Consider the following 15,000-nt stretch of genomic DNA (forward strand, 5'->3'; position numbering starts at 1 on the left):
CAGATTCATTTTTTAATGTCAACTGCTTTTTTTCGCTTCAGGACGGCTGTCCTTGAGCGCTTTGTTAGAATAGCATAGTATAGTTATGAGTGTCAACACTAAAATCAAATATTTTAAAAGACAGCCATTAAGACATTAACATTAACAGACATTAAAGCATTAAATGTATTAAAGCTTTTAAATTTATTTTAATGAATGCTATTATCTTGTTTATTTTTTTATGTTCTTAATTTCTCGCTTTACTTTTTCTTCCTTCAATAATAATGCGATTATCATCTAAAAAATTAAGAGCTTGACTCTCCGATTATTTCGGGTATAATAATAAACGTTGATGCGGAAGTGGCTCAGTGGTAGAGCATTGGCTTCCCAAGCCGAGGGTCGCGGGTTCGAATCCCGTCTTCCGCTCCAAAAGAATACAAGCACTGCAAGGTTTTGCGGTGCTTTTTCTTTACTCGTTTTTAGGCAAAAGACAGATTTATATTAATAGGCACAAAAGAGCCCTCGGTACTGTCCCGAGAACTCTTTCATCTTCCACAGAATCTACTTGCACGTTTTTAACTCATACTTCAGCTCACCGTCGATCTCACTTTAGCAAGTAAATGTCTTCATACGGTTCCCAGCAAACTTTTCTTCATTTACATTAGACAATCTGCTCAACATCTATCACTTTTCCATCGTAAGCAAAGCGAGCTGGTTTAGGGTTTCCGTTACAAAACTATTGATTCCAGCCAATTAAGATATGATGGCCGCCTTATTTAAGGCGGCCTTACCTTTTCCCAAAAATCTACTCCTATTCCAACTTGCGAATTCCAGAATTCGAACGCAGATACGTATAAAGTGTTGATATTATAAAGGGAAAGAAGTATTTTCATAGAATATTATGTAATGTTTTGATATATATGGCGCATTTACAATAGAGGTGTTTTTAATCTATGAATATATTCAGAAACAGAATACAACTGATTTTTGAATTTTCAAGGTACGTCTTAGTTGGTGGTTTAGCTTTCATAGCGGACTTTGGAGTTCTGTACATTTTAAAAGAGCGCTTTCTTCCTAATGAATGGTATTCACTTTATCTAGCTACAGGACTGGGCTTTGCAGCTGGATTACTCATTAATTATATCCTCTCCGTTAATTTCGTCTTTACAAGTGTTCGTGGGACTAAAGTAGGCAAGAGTTTTCGAGACTTCACAGTATTCTCGTTAATCGGCATTATTGGACTCTTTCTTACCGAATTGGGTATGTTTCTGGGAACAAAAGGATTGGAACTAAACTATTTATTCGTAAAAATCATCGTTACTTTTATTGTGCTGTTATGGAATTATAGCGCTAGAAAAATCCTGGTATTTTCAAAAAAGGGACTATAAGATAACAAATTTAAGGTATAGGAGTATATAACATGAACTCAAAACAAAAAGCGCTTATTATCGGTGCAGGTCCAGCCGGGCTGACAGCTGCGTATAAACTATTAAAGGATACTGATATTCATCCGATCATTATAGAAAAGGAGAGCTTTGTCGGCGGCATTTCTCGAACTTCAATACATAATGGAAACAGAATTGACATAGGCGGACATCGTTTCTTTTCCAAAAGTTCTGAAATCATGGATCTATGGCAAAACATAATGCCTTTGCAAGGAGCTCCCTCAAAAGATGATAAACAACTCAATCGGGAAATACCTTTAAATGATGGCGGACCGGACCCCGAAAAGGAAGAAAGAGTACTTTTAATTAGATCTAGAGTATCCCGGATTCTTTATCTAAGGAAATTTTTCGATTATCCGATTTCACTTAAGTTTCAGACCCTGATGAATTTAGGATTTTTGAATACTTTTAAGGCAGGACTGGGTTATATATGGTCTTCTTGCTTCAAGCGACAGGAAAATTCTCTCGAGGATTTCATGATCAATAGATTTGGAATTTCACTATACAGAATGTTTTTTATGGATTATACAGAAAAAGTCTGGGGCAAGCATCCTAAAGAAATATCGGCTGACTGGGGGGCTCAGCGAATAAAAGGATTGTCTCTTAGCAAGGCTATAATCTCAATGCTTACAAAGCCTTTTCATAAAAAGGTATTGAGACAAAAGAAGCTGGAAACATCGCTTATCGAAACCTTTGCCTATCCGAAGAAGGGCCCAGGCCAGTTATGGGAGACCATGTCAGAGGAAATTAAGAATATGGGCGGCGAGCTGATTCTTGATTCCCAGGTTGTAAAGGTTTGTATCGAAAATGACAAGATAAAGTCCGTCATTGTTAACTCCAATGGTACAGAGAAAAAAATTGATGCTGATTATTTTATCTCAACGATGCCAATCTGCGACCTGATTAATGCCTTCGACTGCCAGGTTCCCAAAAATGTGCTGGACACTGCGCTAAATCTTCCTTATCGTGATTTTATTACGGTTGGCCTGCTCCTCAATAAATTAAAACTCAAAAATACTACGAACTTAAAAACCATTTCGGATATTATCCCGGACTGCTGGTTATACATCCAAGAACCGGATGTAAAACTGGGACGAATCCAGATTTTTAACAATTGGTCCCCCTATATGGTAAGAGATCCCGAGAACACGGTCTGGATCGGACTTGAATACTTTTGTAATGAGGGCGACGAACTATGGAATATGTCAGATCAAGATTTTATTAATTTCGCCATTGAGGAGCTTGTGAAAATTCAGGTAATCGAAGAGACCAATATTCTGGATAGCGTACGAATTAAGGTTTCAAAAGCATACCCAGCGTACTTTGGAAGCTACGAAAATTTCGACGATGTTAAAGCCTATCTTAACACCATAGAAAACTTATATTGTATAGGAAGAAACGGCCAGCACCGGTATAACAACATGGATCACTCGATGTTAACAGCCATTGAGGCAGTGAAGTCTATCTCAGCAGGTAATAAAACCAAAGATAAAATCTGGAGTGTAAACACGGAAACAGAATATCACGAAACAAATTTAAATAAAAAGGAGCGGAATTAGTTGGCCGTAAAAGTATCAAGGCAAGGAGTCAGCAATACAAAGGATAGAATTCTGCTTTTTGTAGTACTGTTCATTCCATGTCTTCTTATCAATCAGGTATTAGACAATGATATATGGTTTATATTAAACAACGGCAGATATGTACTCCAAAATGGTATTCCCTATACAGAACCTTTCACCCTTCACCAGGGGATGTCCTATGTTATGCAGCAATGGTTAACGTCAGTAATTTTCTGGGTTATATACAGTACCTTTGGTGCATTTGGATTAACTTTTTTTACTTCTTTGGTAGAAGCCGGAATAATTTATGCAGTATTTCGATTGAGCATGCGTATATCTGAAGACAATTTTTTCGTTTCATATGCAGTAAGTTTATTTATCAGTGTATTTATCAGTCCGTTTATGGTTCAGCGCCCTTACATATTTCTGTTGCTAATTATAGCCATTGAAATGTATTTGTTAGAAAGTTATATATCTACTCGAAATGTAAAATACCTTTTCTATCTACCCCTTTTATCGGTTTTGCAGATTAATCTTCAAGCAGCTATGTGGCCTGTTTTATTTATAGTACTTATTCCCTATATTATAGATTCCTTTAAGTTTAAGCTGTTATTTATAAAAGGACAGGGATACTCGAGAAAATCACTGTTTATAATTATTGCAATTATGTTTTTAGTCGGTTTTATCAACCCTTATAGAGTTGACGGGATGACGTATTTATTTAGATCCTATGGTTATAAGGAAATAAGCAGCTTAGTATTAGAAATGAAAGCACCTAATATTAACGATCTTTGGGGCATGGTTATTTATGGATGTATGTTCTGCTTAATATTAGTATATTGTGTTTACAAAAAAGGCAAAACCCGGCTCCGTTATGTTCTGCTTTCAATGGGTACCGCAGTGATGACACTATCCTCTATAAGAAGTTTTTCTTTATTCAGTATCTGTGGCATTGCACCACTAGCTTATTATTTAAAAAATGTAAGTTTACCTAAGACAAATGCTCATCCTTCTCGGAACTTGAAAGTGCTGAGAAAAATATTGATCCTTCTTTTGTGTATAGCAATTGGCGTTGGTATGTACTCCAAATATAGAAGCACTCAAAAACAAGTTCAAAACATGTCTTTATCAGGTGTAGTTAACTATTTACTCAAAAATACAGATACAAAGAATATTGTGCTTTATACAGGATATAATGACGGAAACTATGCTGAATTTATGGGGCTTAAACCCTATATAGATGCTAGGGCTGAAGTATTTATAAAGAAAAATAACAAAAAAGATGATATTATGCGGGAATACTACTTGCTGCAAAGCGGGGGTATATTTTACCGCAACGTTTTAGATAAATATAATTTTACCCACCTGATTGTTTCCAAAAATGATATACTCGATACTTACCTTCCCTATGACGAGGATTACAAAATAATATATTCTGATGAATATTATAAAGTCTTCGAAAAAAATTAAATAATCTTTAATAAAAAATTCCAACATCATTTTTGGGAAACCAGGAAATACTTTTAACGTAATACATCAAAAGGAGGCGTTTTTTTTGAACAAGGATGAACGAAGAGAGATGTTAGCTAAAAAATATCCTGAAGCTGAGGAACACTTTCAAGAAATCAAAAAAGAGATCTATGAGCCTCAAATAGAACGATTGGGAGAAACAAACAAGGAGTAGAAAAACGTGCCTAGAATCAGTAAATAAACTCATATCCTCATAAAATGAGAGAGCCATAAAGGCTCTCTTTTACATAAGTCTTTACTGTAACGAAACTAGTGTTGATACCTCATCAAGCACCAAGGCGTTGACATCTTAGCCCATAATGTTGTTTCTGATATTCATTAAGTAATAAATCAAGCCTCTGACTCAAGTCTATTACTTCCGGGTCAGTAAGAGGTTTACACATGCCTAATTGATTAAGTTCCTTCCGCGTTTCTTCAATAAACTTTAACAAACGCGTTATTTGAGATTCCACAGCAATTTTCGACTTCCTTTCCTTCGACTCACAATGAACATTTTACTGCAAATTAGGGGGTTATTTCCATAGGATTCTTTGTCGAAAAACGTTTGTTCTTGTTGAGAAACTGTGAAACATTAGTTTTATCTCATTAAACAAAAAACCATACTGAATCCAGCATAGTACTTTTATATAAATGGAGCGGGTGATGAGAATCGAACTCACGTAACTAGCTTGGAAGGCTAACGCTCTACCATTGAGCTACACCCGCATATTAGTAATTATATTTTTTCAAGTAAATAGCACAATACTTTTGTATAAATGGAGCGGGTGATGAGAATCGAACTCACGTAACTAGCTTGGAAGGCTAGCGCTCTACCATTGAGCTACACCCGCATGTTTTTGGTAGCAGGGGGGGGATTTGAACCCTCGAATGAGCGGGTATGAACCGCTTGCCTTAGACCACTTGGCTACCCTGCCATGGCTCCCCGAGTAGGACTCGAACCTACAACCTACCGGTTAACAGCCGGTTGCTCCACCATTGAGCTATCGAGGAATAGTGTTTTATCATGGCGGAGAAGGAGGGATTCGAACCCTCGCAGCAGTTACCCACTCTAACGGTTTAGCAAACCGTCCTCTTCAACCTCTTGAGTACTTCTCCGCAATATTAACTTTTTGGTGCGGAAGACGGGACTTGAACCCGTACGGTGTTACCCACACGCCCCTCAAACGTGCGCGTCTGCCAGTTCCGCCACTCCCGCATTCATGGAGCCGTTAACCAGGATTGAACTGGTGACCTTATCCTTACCAAGGATACGCTCTACCAACTGAGCTATAACGGCATTTTAGGTCTTAATCTTTTCTTCATTAAATAAAGAGTTTAAATGGTGCGCTCGGAGGGATTCGAACCCCCGACCTTCTGATTCGTAGTCAGACACTCTATCCAGCTGAGCCACGAGCGCATGTGTAATTGGAGCGGGTGACGAGATTCGAACTCGCGACTTTCACCTTGGCAAGGTGACACTCTACCACTGAGTTACACCCGCAATAAAATGGTGAGCCATCCGCGACTCGAACGCGGGACACCCTGATTAAAAGTCAGGTGCTCTACCGACTGAGCTAATGGCTCACTAGTGGCTGGGGTGGCAGGATTCGAACCTACGAGTGCCAGAGTCAAAGTCTGGTGCCTTACCGCTTGGCGACACCCCAATCAATATTTATATTCAGCCACTCTTTCGAGCAACTCAATACCTTTGGTTGCGGGGACCGGATTTGAACCGATGACCTTCGGGTTATGAGCCCGACGAGCTACCGCTGCTCCACCCCGCGATGTTTAGTGGTGGGTAGGGATGGATTCGAACCACCGTACCTTCCGGAACAGATTTACAGTCTGCCGCCTTTAACCACTCGGCCACCTACCCACATTAAAGAAAAACTATGAAATTGGAAATGGCGACCCCGATCGGACTTGAACCGACGATCTCCTGCGTGACAGGCAGGCATGTTAACCACTACACCACGGGGCCTTGTTTTGGTGGGCGATGACAGGATCGAACTGCCGACATCCTGCTTGTAAGGCAGGCGCTCTCCCAGCTGAGCTAATCGCCCGGAAATTGGTGACCCGTACGGGATTCGAACCCGTGTAGCCGCCGTGAAAGGGCGGTGTCTTAAGCCGCTTGACCAACGGGCCGTTTTTCGCGAGAACATTTGTTAGTATATCTGAATTCCATATCTATGTCAACCTTTTTTCGTGCAAATTTATCATATTTTACGAAAAGAGCAATATTTGCATTTCATTATTTTACCCGTTAAATACAGTCTTATAAGCCTATAAATCAGCTTAAAATTACTGATTATTAAAAGAATAATATTAATATATAAACGTACTTAATTGTTAATTTTAAGTGTCAAACTAAACTAAATGATCTTTATATTTACTTTCGGGTATGATAAAAAACCTTAACCTTAACTTAGAGTTCTATAAATAATTTAATATCTACTTTTAAGAAATTATTTTTCAAAACAAGTTCTAAGAAATAATAAAAAGAGGACTCTCATTAAAGAGAGCCCAAAAGAAGGTAACCACTACATGAGAAAGACGAAAATTCGCTTTCCAATATAACTATACGCGAAGACTTTATTTTTTCCTCCGGTCTAGTTCTATGTATATTTTGTTATCTTAGGAAGCCCTTGTAATTTTTTAAAACATCCTAATTTGTATTGATATTAGAAATTATTTAATAAGATAAAAAAACCGTACTGAAATCAGCACGGTACTTTTTATGTATGGAGCGGGTGATGAGAATCGAACTCACGTAACTAGCTTGGAAGGCTAGCGCTCTACCATTGAGCTACACCCGCATGTTTTGGTAGCAGGGGGGGGATTTGAACCCTCGGATGAGCGGGTATGAACCGCTTGCCTTAGACCACTTGGCTACCCTGCCATGGCTCCCCGAGTAGGACTCGAACCTACAACCTACCGGTTAACAGCCGGTTGCTCCACCATTGAGCTATCGAGGAATAGTGTTTTATCATGGCGGAGAAGGAGGGATTCGAACCCTCGCAGCAGTTACCCACTCTAACGGTTTAGCAAACCGTCCTCTTCAACCTCTTGAGTACTTCTCCGCAATATTAACTTTTTGGTGCGGAAGACGGGACTTGAACCCGTACGGTGTTACCCACACGCCCCTCAAACGTGCGCGTCTGCCAGTTCCGCCACTCCCGCATTCATGGAGCCGTTAACCAGGATTGAACTGGTGACCTTATCCTTACCAAGGATACGCTCTACCAACTGAGCTATAACGGCATTTTAGGTCTTAATCTTTTCTTCATTAAATAAAGAGTTAAATGGTGCGCTCGGAGGGATTCGAACCCCCGACCTTCTGATTCGTAGTCAGACACTCTATCCAGCTGAGCCACGAGCGCATGTGTAATTGGAGCGGGTGACGAGATTCGAACTCGCGACTTTCACCTTGGCAAGGTGACACTCTACCACTGAGTTACACCCGCAATAAAATGGTGAGCCATCCGCGACTCGAACGCGGGACACCCTGATTAAAAGTCAGGTGCTCTACCGACTGAGCTAATGGCTCACTAGTGGCTGGGGTGGCAGGATTCGAACCTACGAGTGCCAGAGTCAAAGTCTGGTGCCTTACCGCTTGGCGACACCCCAATCAATATTTATATTCAGCCACTCTTTCGAGCAACTCAATACCTTTGGTTGCGGGGACCGGATTTGAACCGATGACCTTCGGGTTATGAGCCCGACGAGCTACCGCTGCTCCACCCCGCGATGTTTAGTGGTGGGTAGGGATGGATTCGAACCACCGTACCTTCCGGAACAGATTTACAGTCTGCCGCCTTTAACCACTCGGCCACCTACCCACATTAAAGAAAAACTATGAAATTGGAAATGGCGACCCCGATCGGATTTGAACCGACGATCTCCTGCGTGACAGGCAGGCATGTTAAACCACTACACCACGGGGCCTTGTTTTGGTGGGCGATGACAGGATCGAACTGCCGACATCCTGCTTGTAAGGCAGGCGCTCTCCCAGCTGAGCTAATCGCCCGGAATTTGGTGACCCGTACGGGATTCGAACCCGTGTAGCCGCCGTGAAAGGGCGGTGTCTTAAGCCGCTTGACCAACGGGCCGTTAGCGCAATAACTATAATACATGGACAAGCTTCAGTTGTCAAATACTTTTTTGACTATAATTTTTAATAATTTACGAACAATTTTAAAGCAAGAATTTTTTACATTTAGACTTTACTAAATGGTTAATTCCTGTATATAATCTCTTACGTATATTATTAAATCTATCTAAATCTTATTTTACTCACTATTCTTGCTTTTTAATACGTTAAGATAACGTTTTGGTTTGTTCCCTGCTCCTATTATTTCCGCAATCTTCACGGGATACTCTCTTTCTTGGTTAGGTATCATAACTTCTCCCCCTGCCTCTTCAACTAAAAGTACTCCCGCAGCGACATCCCACAAATTTAAGTTTACTTCCCAATATGCGTCAAGCCGGCCTGCAGCAACGTAAGCCAACGCAACTGCGGCAGTTCCAAGAGCTCGCATTCCCCCCACTTTATCTGCAAGCCTTGACAGCTCTAAATCCTTCTTGCGGCGAGCAACTGATACTGCCACTATTGCCCGAGCTAAGCCAGAATCTTTTTTTACTTTTATCACCTGATTATTTAATGTAGCTCCTGCTCCTTTTTGGGCACTGAACATTTCCTTGATGATGGGGTTATATACTACTCCCGCTAATAATTCTCCCTCGTGAAAAAGAGCTATCGAAACTGCAAGAAGCGGAATACCTGAAGCAAAATTCAAGGTACCATCGATTGGATCAATAACCCAAACATACCCCTTCCGTGGCAGATATGCTCCAAAACCACCCTGCGTCCGAAATTCCTCTTCCTCACCGAGGACTAAATGGTCGGGATACCGAGTATTAATTTCCTTACGTAAAACGTTCTCAACCTCAGTGTCAAACTCGGTGACAATATCCATCGCTGAAGATTTCTCATGGACCGTTTTGGTGCTTTCAAATCCTCGCTGAATGATTTTTCCCGCGATTATCGCTAATTCTTCTAATTCAGGAATCCAGTTTTTGGCTTGCACTAAAATCACCTCAATCAATACCTTACTCTGATCTGAAGAGAAAAGCAATTTTGTGTTAAAAGAGCCACTCCATATTAAAACGAAGCAGCTCGGTATTCAAATCTTTGTTTATTATTTGAATTATCCCTTTTTAATAAACTGAGTGTGGTCTTTTTTGCATAACTTTTTCATTAAATTTCTTCCAGATAAAGCCGCTGTTGGTATTCCACCTCCAGGCTCAACCCATTGTCCTGCCATAAAGAAATTTTTCAGTCCAGGAAGGTCCTTTCTCATCCTAATGCCAAAGCCTTTCGTACTCGGTAACCATCCTTCCATTGATCCTTGCCAATTACCCGTGTACCGCTCATAAGTCATTGGTGTAGCTACATCAATGACTTCAACCTGGACAGATATGCCAGGGTAAAGTTCTTCAAGACTCTCTATAACTGCAGAAGAAATACGCTCTTTTTCAGCGGTATATTTTTCAGGTGTCTTATATAATTCTGACCAGAAATCATAATTTGAAGTAAGCAGAGCAACAACAACAGATTTTCCTTGCGGGGACAGGGAGGCATCATAACAATAGTGTTTAAAGCCTAAATTCCAATATTTCTGACCGCCAATATCTATGGGGGAAGTTAAGGGAATTTTGACTGAATGGGGTTCATTCGATAAGTCCCGATTTACACCAATAGAGACTTGAATCTCCGGTTTAAATATGGGCAGATCGCGATAATATCCTGAAATTTTGTCATCAACATATTTCCCCTCGAGCATTTCAAAAATTGTTTTATGCCCATCAGCTGCCGAAATGATATAATCAGCAAAAAACTCTCGGCCATCTTCTAACCCAATTCCAATTGCTTTATGTTCTTTAACTATAATTTTTTTTACCGGAGAGTTGTAATGAATCGTTCCCCCTAGTTCCAAATACTTTTTCTCTATCTTATGGGCGAAGGCAAGTGAACCTCCAATCGGAAAAGCAGCATTCTCGGCATTCATCCATGCTAGTGTGAAAAGCAGTGGAATCAGCGAAAATTCATCTAACCCAAAAATTTGTGGGATCACTTCACGCATGAAAGGATTTTTGAATCGCTCAGCAAAACTTTCAACTGAAGTTTTGCTGTATTTTCTAAAGTTTTTAATAAGTGGCCATAATTCTTTAATTGTTTTTATTTTTTCACCTAAACTGTATTCTTCAATGTCTAACGGGAAATCCACTTTAGATAAATCTCTAATAACATTACACCATTCCCTGATAAGCGGTGTATCTTCGGGAGCAAGTTCCTTCATATGCTTTTCAAGCTGGTCAACATTAGTATAAAGAATAAAGGTTTTACCATTCTTAGCAACTATGCGAGTGAACTCATCATGGTTTACAAATTTCTGACCTTGGACCACGCCTAACTCCTCCCACATTTTATACATACTGCTGTTTTTATTCGATCCAACGAGCCAATGAATACAGCCATCAAACGTGTACCCTTTACGCTTCCAAGAAGTACACAATCCCCCCGGAAGATTATGCAATTCAAATATTTCTGTTGAATAACCGTTCATTTGTCCATAACAGCCCGTCGATAGTCCTGCAATTCCGGCTCCAATGATAATCATTGTTTTTTTCATTACAAACCTCACTCCTCGTTTAAAAATCTTAAAATCACAAGAACAAAATGTTTATTTGTTCTCTTTATATTGCAGAATTTTTTTGAACATTTCCCTTAGGCCTTGAATTTGTCCAGTAACATCGACTTCTTCAGGTCCATATTCAATGACAGTGAAACTTATACCATTTATAAACGATAATAAAATTTGAGCAATTAAATTCAGTGGCATTTCCGGGTGAAATTCACCATTGCGTACTCCGGTTTCTAGAAATGCAGTAAAGTGTTTAATCCAATCCTGATATCCCATCATCTCAAGTTTGACATCTTTTTTTCGCCAACTAATGACTGAGTACTCAAACATAACTGGAGTCGGAGTTGAAGCAATCCCTATAAGACCGTTCTCCAAGCCTTTGAGAAAGGCATCGAAGGCTTCCCAACCCGAACCATACATCCTACATAACTCATCAAGAGCATTCAATCTTAAATCGTCAAATTGTTTGACTAAGGTCAAAAATATTTCTTCAGTACTTGAAAAATACGAATAGAGACCTCCACGACTGATTCCTGCTTCAATAACAATATCCTGCATTGTAGTTGGCTCAAATCCTTTTTCACGAAAAACTCTCAAGGCTGCTTGTAAAATCTCCTGTCTTTTTCTTTCCTTGTGCTCTAAACTAACTTTCGGTGCCATTTTAAAACGCTCCTAACCCTATAAGTTACTCTATAAGTTACTCTATATTAAATAAACGACATCAGTGTCTTTAATTATAAAGACACTGATGTCGTTTTACAAGGGGTTATTTTATCAGATATTATCTTGAGATATCCAATCCCTAATGCTAACTTCTAATCTTTCCCGAAACATGTTCTATATCTATTTTAAATACCTTTGTTTTGCTTTTGTACTCATTACTTTCGATAAGCTTTTTGCCTTTCTCTATATTTTGAATTGCGTATTTCTCTACTAAATTTATTAAAGCTTTCTGTTTTTCCTCATCAAAAACCTCATATGCCTCTCCGAAAATTACTACACTTTGATACTTCATGCTGAATTTTTCAGGAAGTGGTTCTGTTTCTCCGACAATACAGAATGATACTTTATTATTAAAACGAATATTTTCAAGCTTATGCCCATCTGTTGCACAGTGAAAATATATTGAGTTATCCATAAATACATAACTTAGCGGTATACCATAGGAATACCCATTGTCGCCTGTAGAAGATAGAACCCCATATTCTCCTGAAGATAATAATGAATTTACTAAATTCATGTCCATCTCTCGATCAGTTCTTCGAAGCGGTTTTAACATTATTCTCTCCTTCTTTCTCTCGGTGTCTATAAAATGATACTAAAAGAATTTCTCCACCACAACAATATTAGCATAATAGATTTTTTCTTATTCGTTTTATTAAGTTGACCGTTAGTAAAAACTATAGATTAAGAACAAAATAAGGATAAAAAAGGTTTCAGCCAAGGAGGGAATAACTTGTTTGAGCCCTTTAATATCTTACTTAGAATCGTTTTAGCAGTTACATTACTATTGCTTGCTACTAAGCTACTTACTAAAAGAAGTCTCTCTAACTTAACCTATTTTGATTACACGGCAGGAGCTTTGCTTGGAACAATTTCCGGCAATTTAGCATTCAATCTTAAGATAAGCATTTCAAACTTTATTTTATCTATAGCTGGAACTACATTCATACTTGTCCTTTTCTCATATTTTTCATTTAAGTTTAAGCCAATACGTAAAATTCTCGCCGGTGAACCTACTCTTTTAATTAAAAACGGAAAAATTCTAGAAAATACTCTACAAAAGCTTAACTATTCATTTGATTATTTAATGCAGCAGCTTCGTCAGGAAAACGTTTTTGATCTGAGTAAAGTTGAATTTGCCATTCTCGAACCAAGCGGAGAGTTAAGCATCCTCTTAAAGTCTCAATATAACCCCTTAACTCCACAGGATCTAAATATAACAACACATTATGAGGGACTCGTAACTGAGGTTATTTTAGACGGTAAAATACTAATGAACAATCTCACTCAAAGAAACTTAAATTCTGAATGGCTGTATAAAGAGCTCAGAAAAAAAGGGGTTATGAAGATCGAAGATATTGTTTTTGCCGCAGTTGCATCAAATGGAAATCTTTATCTCGACCTTTATCAAGATAAAGTTTAAATTATTATCTTAACAGTAAAGCTACTTGAGTTTTCCTTATCTCAATTTCTATAAGTCACCAAATATTCCTTCCTTATTCTCAGCCCTGGAGGTCTTAACTTCCGTGTTCGGTATACGAAAATGATATAGGATATCGTTTTCGGCCAAGCCGCATGCCCCATAGAATCACTTACCGGCGCAGGCGTACGGGTGGAACCGACCCCAAAGAATCTTGCACAATTCAGTTTTTACGAAGTAAAAAGCAAAGAGACCCTCTTTATCAGACGGTCTCCCTGCTTTTGCTTACCTGGCGACGACTTACTCTCCCAGGACCCTGCGCTCCAAGTAGGGCCGCGCTTCTCAGAATGTCTAACCCGCCATAGCGCTGGCCCCAAAAAGACATCCCCTGTCTTTACGTCTCAGCCCTGGAGGTCTTAACTTCCGTGTTCGGTATACGAAAATGATATAGTATACCCTTTCGGCCAAGCCGCACGCCACAAAAAATGACTTACCGGCGCAGGATCGAACGGGTGGAACCGACCCAAAAAATTTACTTTTTAAAAGAATCTTATGAAGTTTTTTACGTAGTAAAAAAGCAAAGAGACCATCTTATTCAGACAGTCTCCTTGCTTTTGCTTACCTGGCGACGACTTACTCTCCCAGGACCCTGCGGTCCAAGTACCCTCAGCCCTGGAGGTCTTAACTTCCGTGTTCGGTATGGGAACGGGTGGAACCCCTCCGGCATTATCACCAGATCTTTTGAGTTTTCAGCTTTCGCTGTTCCCTCAAAACTGCACAGATTTTCGTTTCTTTTAAGTCTTTAGATTCTTCTCCTAACCTTCGTTTGAGCCCCGGTTAGGTTTTAACCTTCGTTGCGGTTTTAGGTCAAGCCCTCGACCGATTAGTACCCGTCAGCTCCACACGTCACCGTGCTTCCACATCGGGCCTATCTACCTGATCATCATTCAGGGGTCTTACCAGCTTGTGCTGTGGGAAATCTCATCTTGAGGTCGGTTTCGCGCTTAGATGCTTTCAGCGCTTATCCGATCCGGATATAGCTACCCAGCTATGCCTCTGGCGAGACAACTGGTACACCAGTGATCCGTCCATCCCGGTCCTCTCGTACTAGGGACAGCTCCTCTCAAATTTCCTGCGCCTGCGACGGATAGGGACCGAACTGTCTCACGACGTTCTGAACCCAGCTCACGTACCGCTTTAATGGGCGAACAGCCCAACCCTTGGGACCTACTACAGCCCCAGGATGCGATGAGCCGACATCGAGGTGCCAAACCTCCCCGTCGATATGGACTCTTGGGGGAGATAAGCCTGTTATCCCCAGGGTAGCTTTTATCCGTTGAGCGATGGCCCTTCCACTCGGTACCACCGGATCACTAAGCCCGACTTTCGTCCCTGCTCGACTTGTTGGTCTCGCAGTCAAGCTCCCTTCTGCCTTTACACTCTTCGCGCGATTTCCATCCGCGCTGAGGGAACCTTTGGGCGCCTCCGTTACTCTTTAGGAGGCGACCGCCCCAGTCAAACTGCCCACCTGACACGGTCCTCAACCCCGATTCAGGGGTCTAAGTTAGAATTTCAGTACAAAAAGAGTGGTATCCCACCGGCGACTCCACCAAGGCTGGCGCCCTAGCTTCTTAGTCTCCCACCTATCCTGTACATTTTAT

Annotated in this window: 10 protein-coding genes, 32 tRNA genes and 2 rRNA genes (1 of these 44 only partly in view); 6 read left to right on the forward strand and 38 right to left on the reverse strand. The window is 40.3% G+C overall.

Annotated elements, in window-relative coordinates; genetic code table 11:
* The first annotated feature begins 333 nt into the window (after positions 1-333).
* From ACHOLT_RS15380 to ACHOLT_RS15400, 5 genes are all read left to right on the forward strand, one after another.
* Positions 334-408: transfer RNA gene (locus ACHOLT_RS15380), tRNA-Gly, on the forward strand.
* A 524-nt stretch (positions 409-932) separates the two neighbouring features.
* Positions 933-1,367 carry a GtrA family protein gene (locus ACHOLT_RS15385; RefSeq protein ID WP_425802384.1) on the forward strand — a complete coding sequence of 145 codons (435 nt, stop codon included), beginning with the start codon at positions 933-935 and terminating at the stop codon, positions 1,365-1,367.
* A 32-nt stretch (positions 1,368-1,399) separates the two neighbouring features.
* A complete protein-coding gene (locus ACHOLT_RS15390; RefSeq protein WP_425802386.1) occupies positions 1,400-2,983 on the forward strand; it encodes an NAD(P)/FAD-dependent oxidoreductase in 1,584 nt (527 codons plus the stop codon).
* Positions 2,984-4,453: a hypothetical protein gene (locus tag ACHOLT_RS15395; RefSeq protein ID WP_425802389.1), complete on the forward strand. Its 1,470-nt coding sequence runs from the start codon at positions 2,984-2,986 to the stop codon at positions 4,451-4,453.
* A gap of 85 nt (positions 4,454-4,538) precedes the next feature.
* A complete protein-coding gene (locus ACHOLT_RS15400; RefSeq protein ID WP_425802391.1) occupies positions 4,539-4,667 on the forward strand; it encodes a hypothetical protein in 129 nt (42 codons plus the stop codon).
* 112 nt (positions 4,668-4,779) lie between these two features.
* Here ACHOLT_RS15400 and ACHOLT_RS15405 read toward each other — a convergent pair whose 3' ends face one another.
* From ACHOLT_RS15405 to ACHOLT_RS15580, 36 genes are all read right to left on the reverse strand, one after another.
* The gene (locus ACHOLT_RS15405; RefSeq protein WP_425802393.1) at positions 4,780-4,965 is read right to left on the reverse strand and encodes a Spo0E family sporulation regulatory protein-aspartic acid phosphatase; all 186 of its coding nucleotides are present in this window, start codon (positions 4,963-4,965) and stop codon (positions 4,780-4,782) included.
* A 179-nt stretch (positions 4,966-5,144) separates the two neighbouring features.
* Positions 5,145-5,218: transfer RNA gene (locus tag ACHOLT_RS15410), tRNA-Gly, on the reverse strand.
* Positions 5,219-5,269: 51 nt separating this feature from the next.
* Positions 5,270-5,343: transfer RNA gene (locus tag ACHOLT_RS15415), tRNA-Gly, on the reverse strand.
* 7 nt (positions 5,344-5,350) lie between these two features.
* Positions 5,351-5,427, reverse strand: a tRNA-Met gene (locus tag ACHOLT_RS15420).
* Position 5,428: 1 nt separating this feature from the next.
* Positions 5,429-5,503 (reverse strand) — tRNA-Asn (locus ACHOLT_RS15425).
* Positions 5,504-5,517: 14 nt separating this feature from the next.
* Positions 5,518-5,608: transfer RNA gene (locus tag ACHOLT_RS15430), tRNA-Ser, on the reverse strand.
* Between the two features lie 15 nt (positions 5,609-5,623).
* Positions 5,624-5,708 (reverse strand) — tRNA-Leu (locus ACHOLT_RS15435).
* A 5-nt stretch (positions 5,709-5,713) separates the two neighbouring features.
* Positions 5,714-5,789, reverse strand: a tRNA-Thr gene (locus tag ACHOLT_RS15440).
* A gap of 43 nt (positions 5,790-5,832) precedes the next feature.
* A tRNA-Arg gene (locus tag ACHOLT_RS15445) sits at positions 5,833-5,909 on the reverse strand.
* A 9-nt stretch (positions 5,910-5,918) separates the two neighbouring features.
* A tRNA-Gly gene (locus ACHOLT_RS15450) sits at positions 5,919-5,993 on the reverse strand.
* A gap of 7 nt (positions 5,994-6,000) precedes the next feature.
* A tRNA-Lys gene (locus ACHOLT_RS15455) sits at positions 6,001-6,076 on the reverse strand.
* Positions 6,077-6,081: 5 nt separating this feature from the next.
* Positions 6,082-6,156: transfer RNA gene (locus ACHOLT_RS15460), tRNA-Gln, on the reverse strand.
* Between the two features lie 45 nt (positions 6,157-6,201).
* A tRNA-Met gene (locus ACHOLT_RS15465) sits at positions 6,202-6,276 on the reverse strand.
* Between the two features lie 8 nt (positions 6,277-6,284).
* Positions 6,285-6,368: transfer RNA gene (locus ACHOLT_RS15470), tRNA-Tyr, on the reverse strand.
* A gap of 29 nt (positions 6,369-6,397) precedes the next feature.
* Positions 6,398-6,473, reverse strand: a tRNA-Asp gene (locus ACHOLT_RS15475).
* A 6-nt stretch (positions 6,474-6,479) separates the two neighbouring features.
* A tRNA-Val gene (locus ACHOLT_RS15480) sits at positions 6,480-6,555 on the reverse strand.
* Positions 6,556-6,561: 6 nt separating this feature from the next.
* Positions 6,562-6,637 (reverse strand) — tRNA-Glu (locus tag ACHOLT_RS15485).
* Between the two features lie 597 nt (positions 6,638-7,234).
* Positions 7,235-7,308 (reverse strand) — tRNA-Gly (locus tag ACHOLT_RS15490).
* 6 nt (positions 7,309-7,314) lie between these two features.
* Positions 7,315-7,391 (reverse strand) — tRNA-Ile (locus tag ACHOLT_RS15495).
* Position 7,392: 1 nt separating this feature from the next.
* Positions 7,393-7,467: transfer RNA gene (locus tag ACHOLT_RS15500), tRNA-Asn, on the reverse strand.
* 14 nt (positions 7,468-7,481) lie between these two features.
* Positions 7,482-7,572, reverse strand: a tRNA-Ser gene (locus tag ACHOLT_RS15505).
* A gap of 15 nt (positions 7,573-7,587) precedes the next feature.
* A tRNA-Leu gene (locus ACHOLT_RS15510) sits at positions 7,588-7,672 on the reverse strand.
* A gap of 5 nt (positions 7,673-7,677) precedes the next feature.
* A tRNA-Thr gene (locus tag ACHOLT_RS15515) sits at positions 7,678-7,753 on the reverse strand.
* A gap of 42 nt (positions 7,754-7,795) precedes the next feature.
* Positions 7,796-7,872: transfer RNA gene (locus ACHOLT_RS15520), tRNA-Arg, on the reverse strand.
* Positions 7,873-7,881: 9 nt separating this feature from the next.
* Positions 7,882-7,956 (reverse strand) — tRNA-Gly (locus ACHOLT_RS15525).
* A 7-nt stretch (positions 7,957-7,963) separates the two neighbouring features.
* Positions 7,964-8,039: transfer RNA gene (locus tag ACHOLT_RS15530), tRNA-Lys, on the reverse strand.
* Between the two features lie 5 nt (positions 8,040-8,044).
* Positions 8,045-8,119 (reverse strand) — tRNA-Gln (locus tag ACHOLT_RS15535).
* A 45-nt stretch (positions 8,120-8,164) separates the two neighbouring features.
* A tRNA-Met gene (locus ACHOLT_RS15540) sits at positions 8,165-8,239 on the reverse strand.
* Positions 8,240-8,247: 8 nt separating this feature from the next.
* Positions 8,248-8,331 (reverse strand) — tRNA-Tyr (locus tag ACHOLT_RS15545).
* 29 nt (positions 8,332-8,360) lie between these two features.
* Positions 8,361-8,437 (reverse strand) — tRNA-Asp (locus ACHOLT_RS15550).
* A gap of 6 nt (positions 8,438-8,443) precedes the next feature.
* A tRNA-Val gene (locus ACHOLT_RS15555) sits at positions 8,444-8,519 on the reverse strand.
* A 6-nt stretch (positions 8,520-8,525) separates the two neighbouring features.
* Positions 8,526-8,601, reverse strand: a tRNA-Glu gene (locus ACHOLT_RS15560).
* Positions 8,602-8,781: 180 nt separating this feature from the next.
* Positions 8,782-9,627: an inositol monophosphatase family protein gene (locus ACHOLT_RS15565; protein WP_425802395.1), complete on the reverse strand. Its 846-nt coding sequence runs from the start codon at positions 9,625-9,627 to the stop codon at positions 8,782-8,784.
* 72 nt (positions 9,628-9,699) lie between these two features.
* Complete coding sequence (locus ACHOLT_RS15570; protein WP_425802397.1) at positions 9,700-11,184, reverse strand: phytoene desaturase family protein; 1,485 nt, start codon at positions 11,182-11,184, stop codon at positions 9,700-9,702.
* Positions 11,185-11,235: 51 nt separating this feature from the next.
* On the reverse strand, positions 11,236-11,856 hold the full coding sequence (locus ACHOLT_RS15575) for a TetR/AcrR family transcriptional regulator (RefSeq protein WP_425802399.1): 621 nt from the start codon (positions 11,854-11,856) through the stop codon (positions 11,236-11,238).
* Between the two features lie 148 nt (positions 11,857-12,004).
* Positions 12,005-12,475 carry a pyridoxamine 5'-phosphate oxidase family protein gene (locus tag ACHOLT_RS15580; protein WP_425802401.1) on the reverse strand — a complete coding sequence of 157 codons (471 nt, stop codon included), beginning with the start codon at positions 12,473-12,475 and terminating at the stop codon, positions 12,005-12,007.
* 177 nt (positions 12,476-12,652) lie between these two features.
* On the opposite strand from ACHOLT_RS15580, the gene ACHOLT_RS15585 reads away from it, so the two are divergent.
* Positions 12,653-13,342 (forward strand): DUF421 domain-containing protein, encoded by a 690-nt coding sequence (locus tag ACHOLT_RS15585; RefSeq protein ID WP_425802403.1) that lies wholly within the window; start codon positions 12,653-12,655, stop codon positions 13,340-13,342.
* Positions 13,343-13,959: 617 nt separating this feature from the next.
* On the opposite strand, the gene rrf is transcribed toward ACHOLT_RS15585, so the two are convergent.
* A 5S ribosomal RNA gene (rrf, locus tag ACHOLT_RS15590) occupies positions 13,960-14,076 on the reverse strand.
* A gap of 126 nt (positions 14,077-14,202) precedes the next feature.
* Positions 14,203-15,000, reverse strand: a 23S ribosomal RNA gene (locus ACHOLT_RS15595); it runs 2,133 nt beyond the window's last position.

Origin of the sequence: Desulfitobacterium nosdiversum, assembly GCF_049860565.1 — a bacterium.
Taxonomy (GTDB): domain Bacteria; phylum Bacillota; class Desulfitobacteriia; order Desulfitobacteriales; family Desulfitobacteriaceae; genus Desulfitobacterium_A; species Desulfitobacterium_A nosdiversum.

Coding starts and splice junctions, on each gene's coding strand:
- ACHOLT_RS15570 (WP_425802397.1), bottom strand. CDS start 11,184: ATGAAAAAAACAATGATTATCATTGGAGCCGGAATTGCAGGACTATCG.
- ACHOLT_RS15580 (WP_425802401.1), bottom strand. CDS start 12,475: ATGTTAAAACCGCTTCGAAGAACTGATCGAGAGATGGACATGAATTTA.
- ACHOLT_RS15575 (WP_425802399.1), bottom strand. CDS start 11,856: ATGGCACCGAAAGTTAGTTTAGAGCACAAGGAAAGAAAAAGACAGGAG.
- ACHOLT_RS15390 (WP_425802386.1), top strand. CDS start 1,400: ATGAACTCAAAACAAAAAGCGCTTATTATCGGTGCAGGTCCAGCCGGG.
- ACHOLT_RS15385 (WP_425802384.1), top strand. CDS start 933: ATGAATATATTCAGAAACAGAATACAACTGATTTTTGAATTTTCAAGG.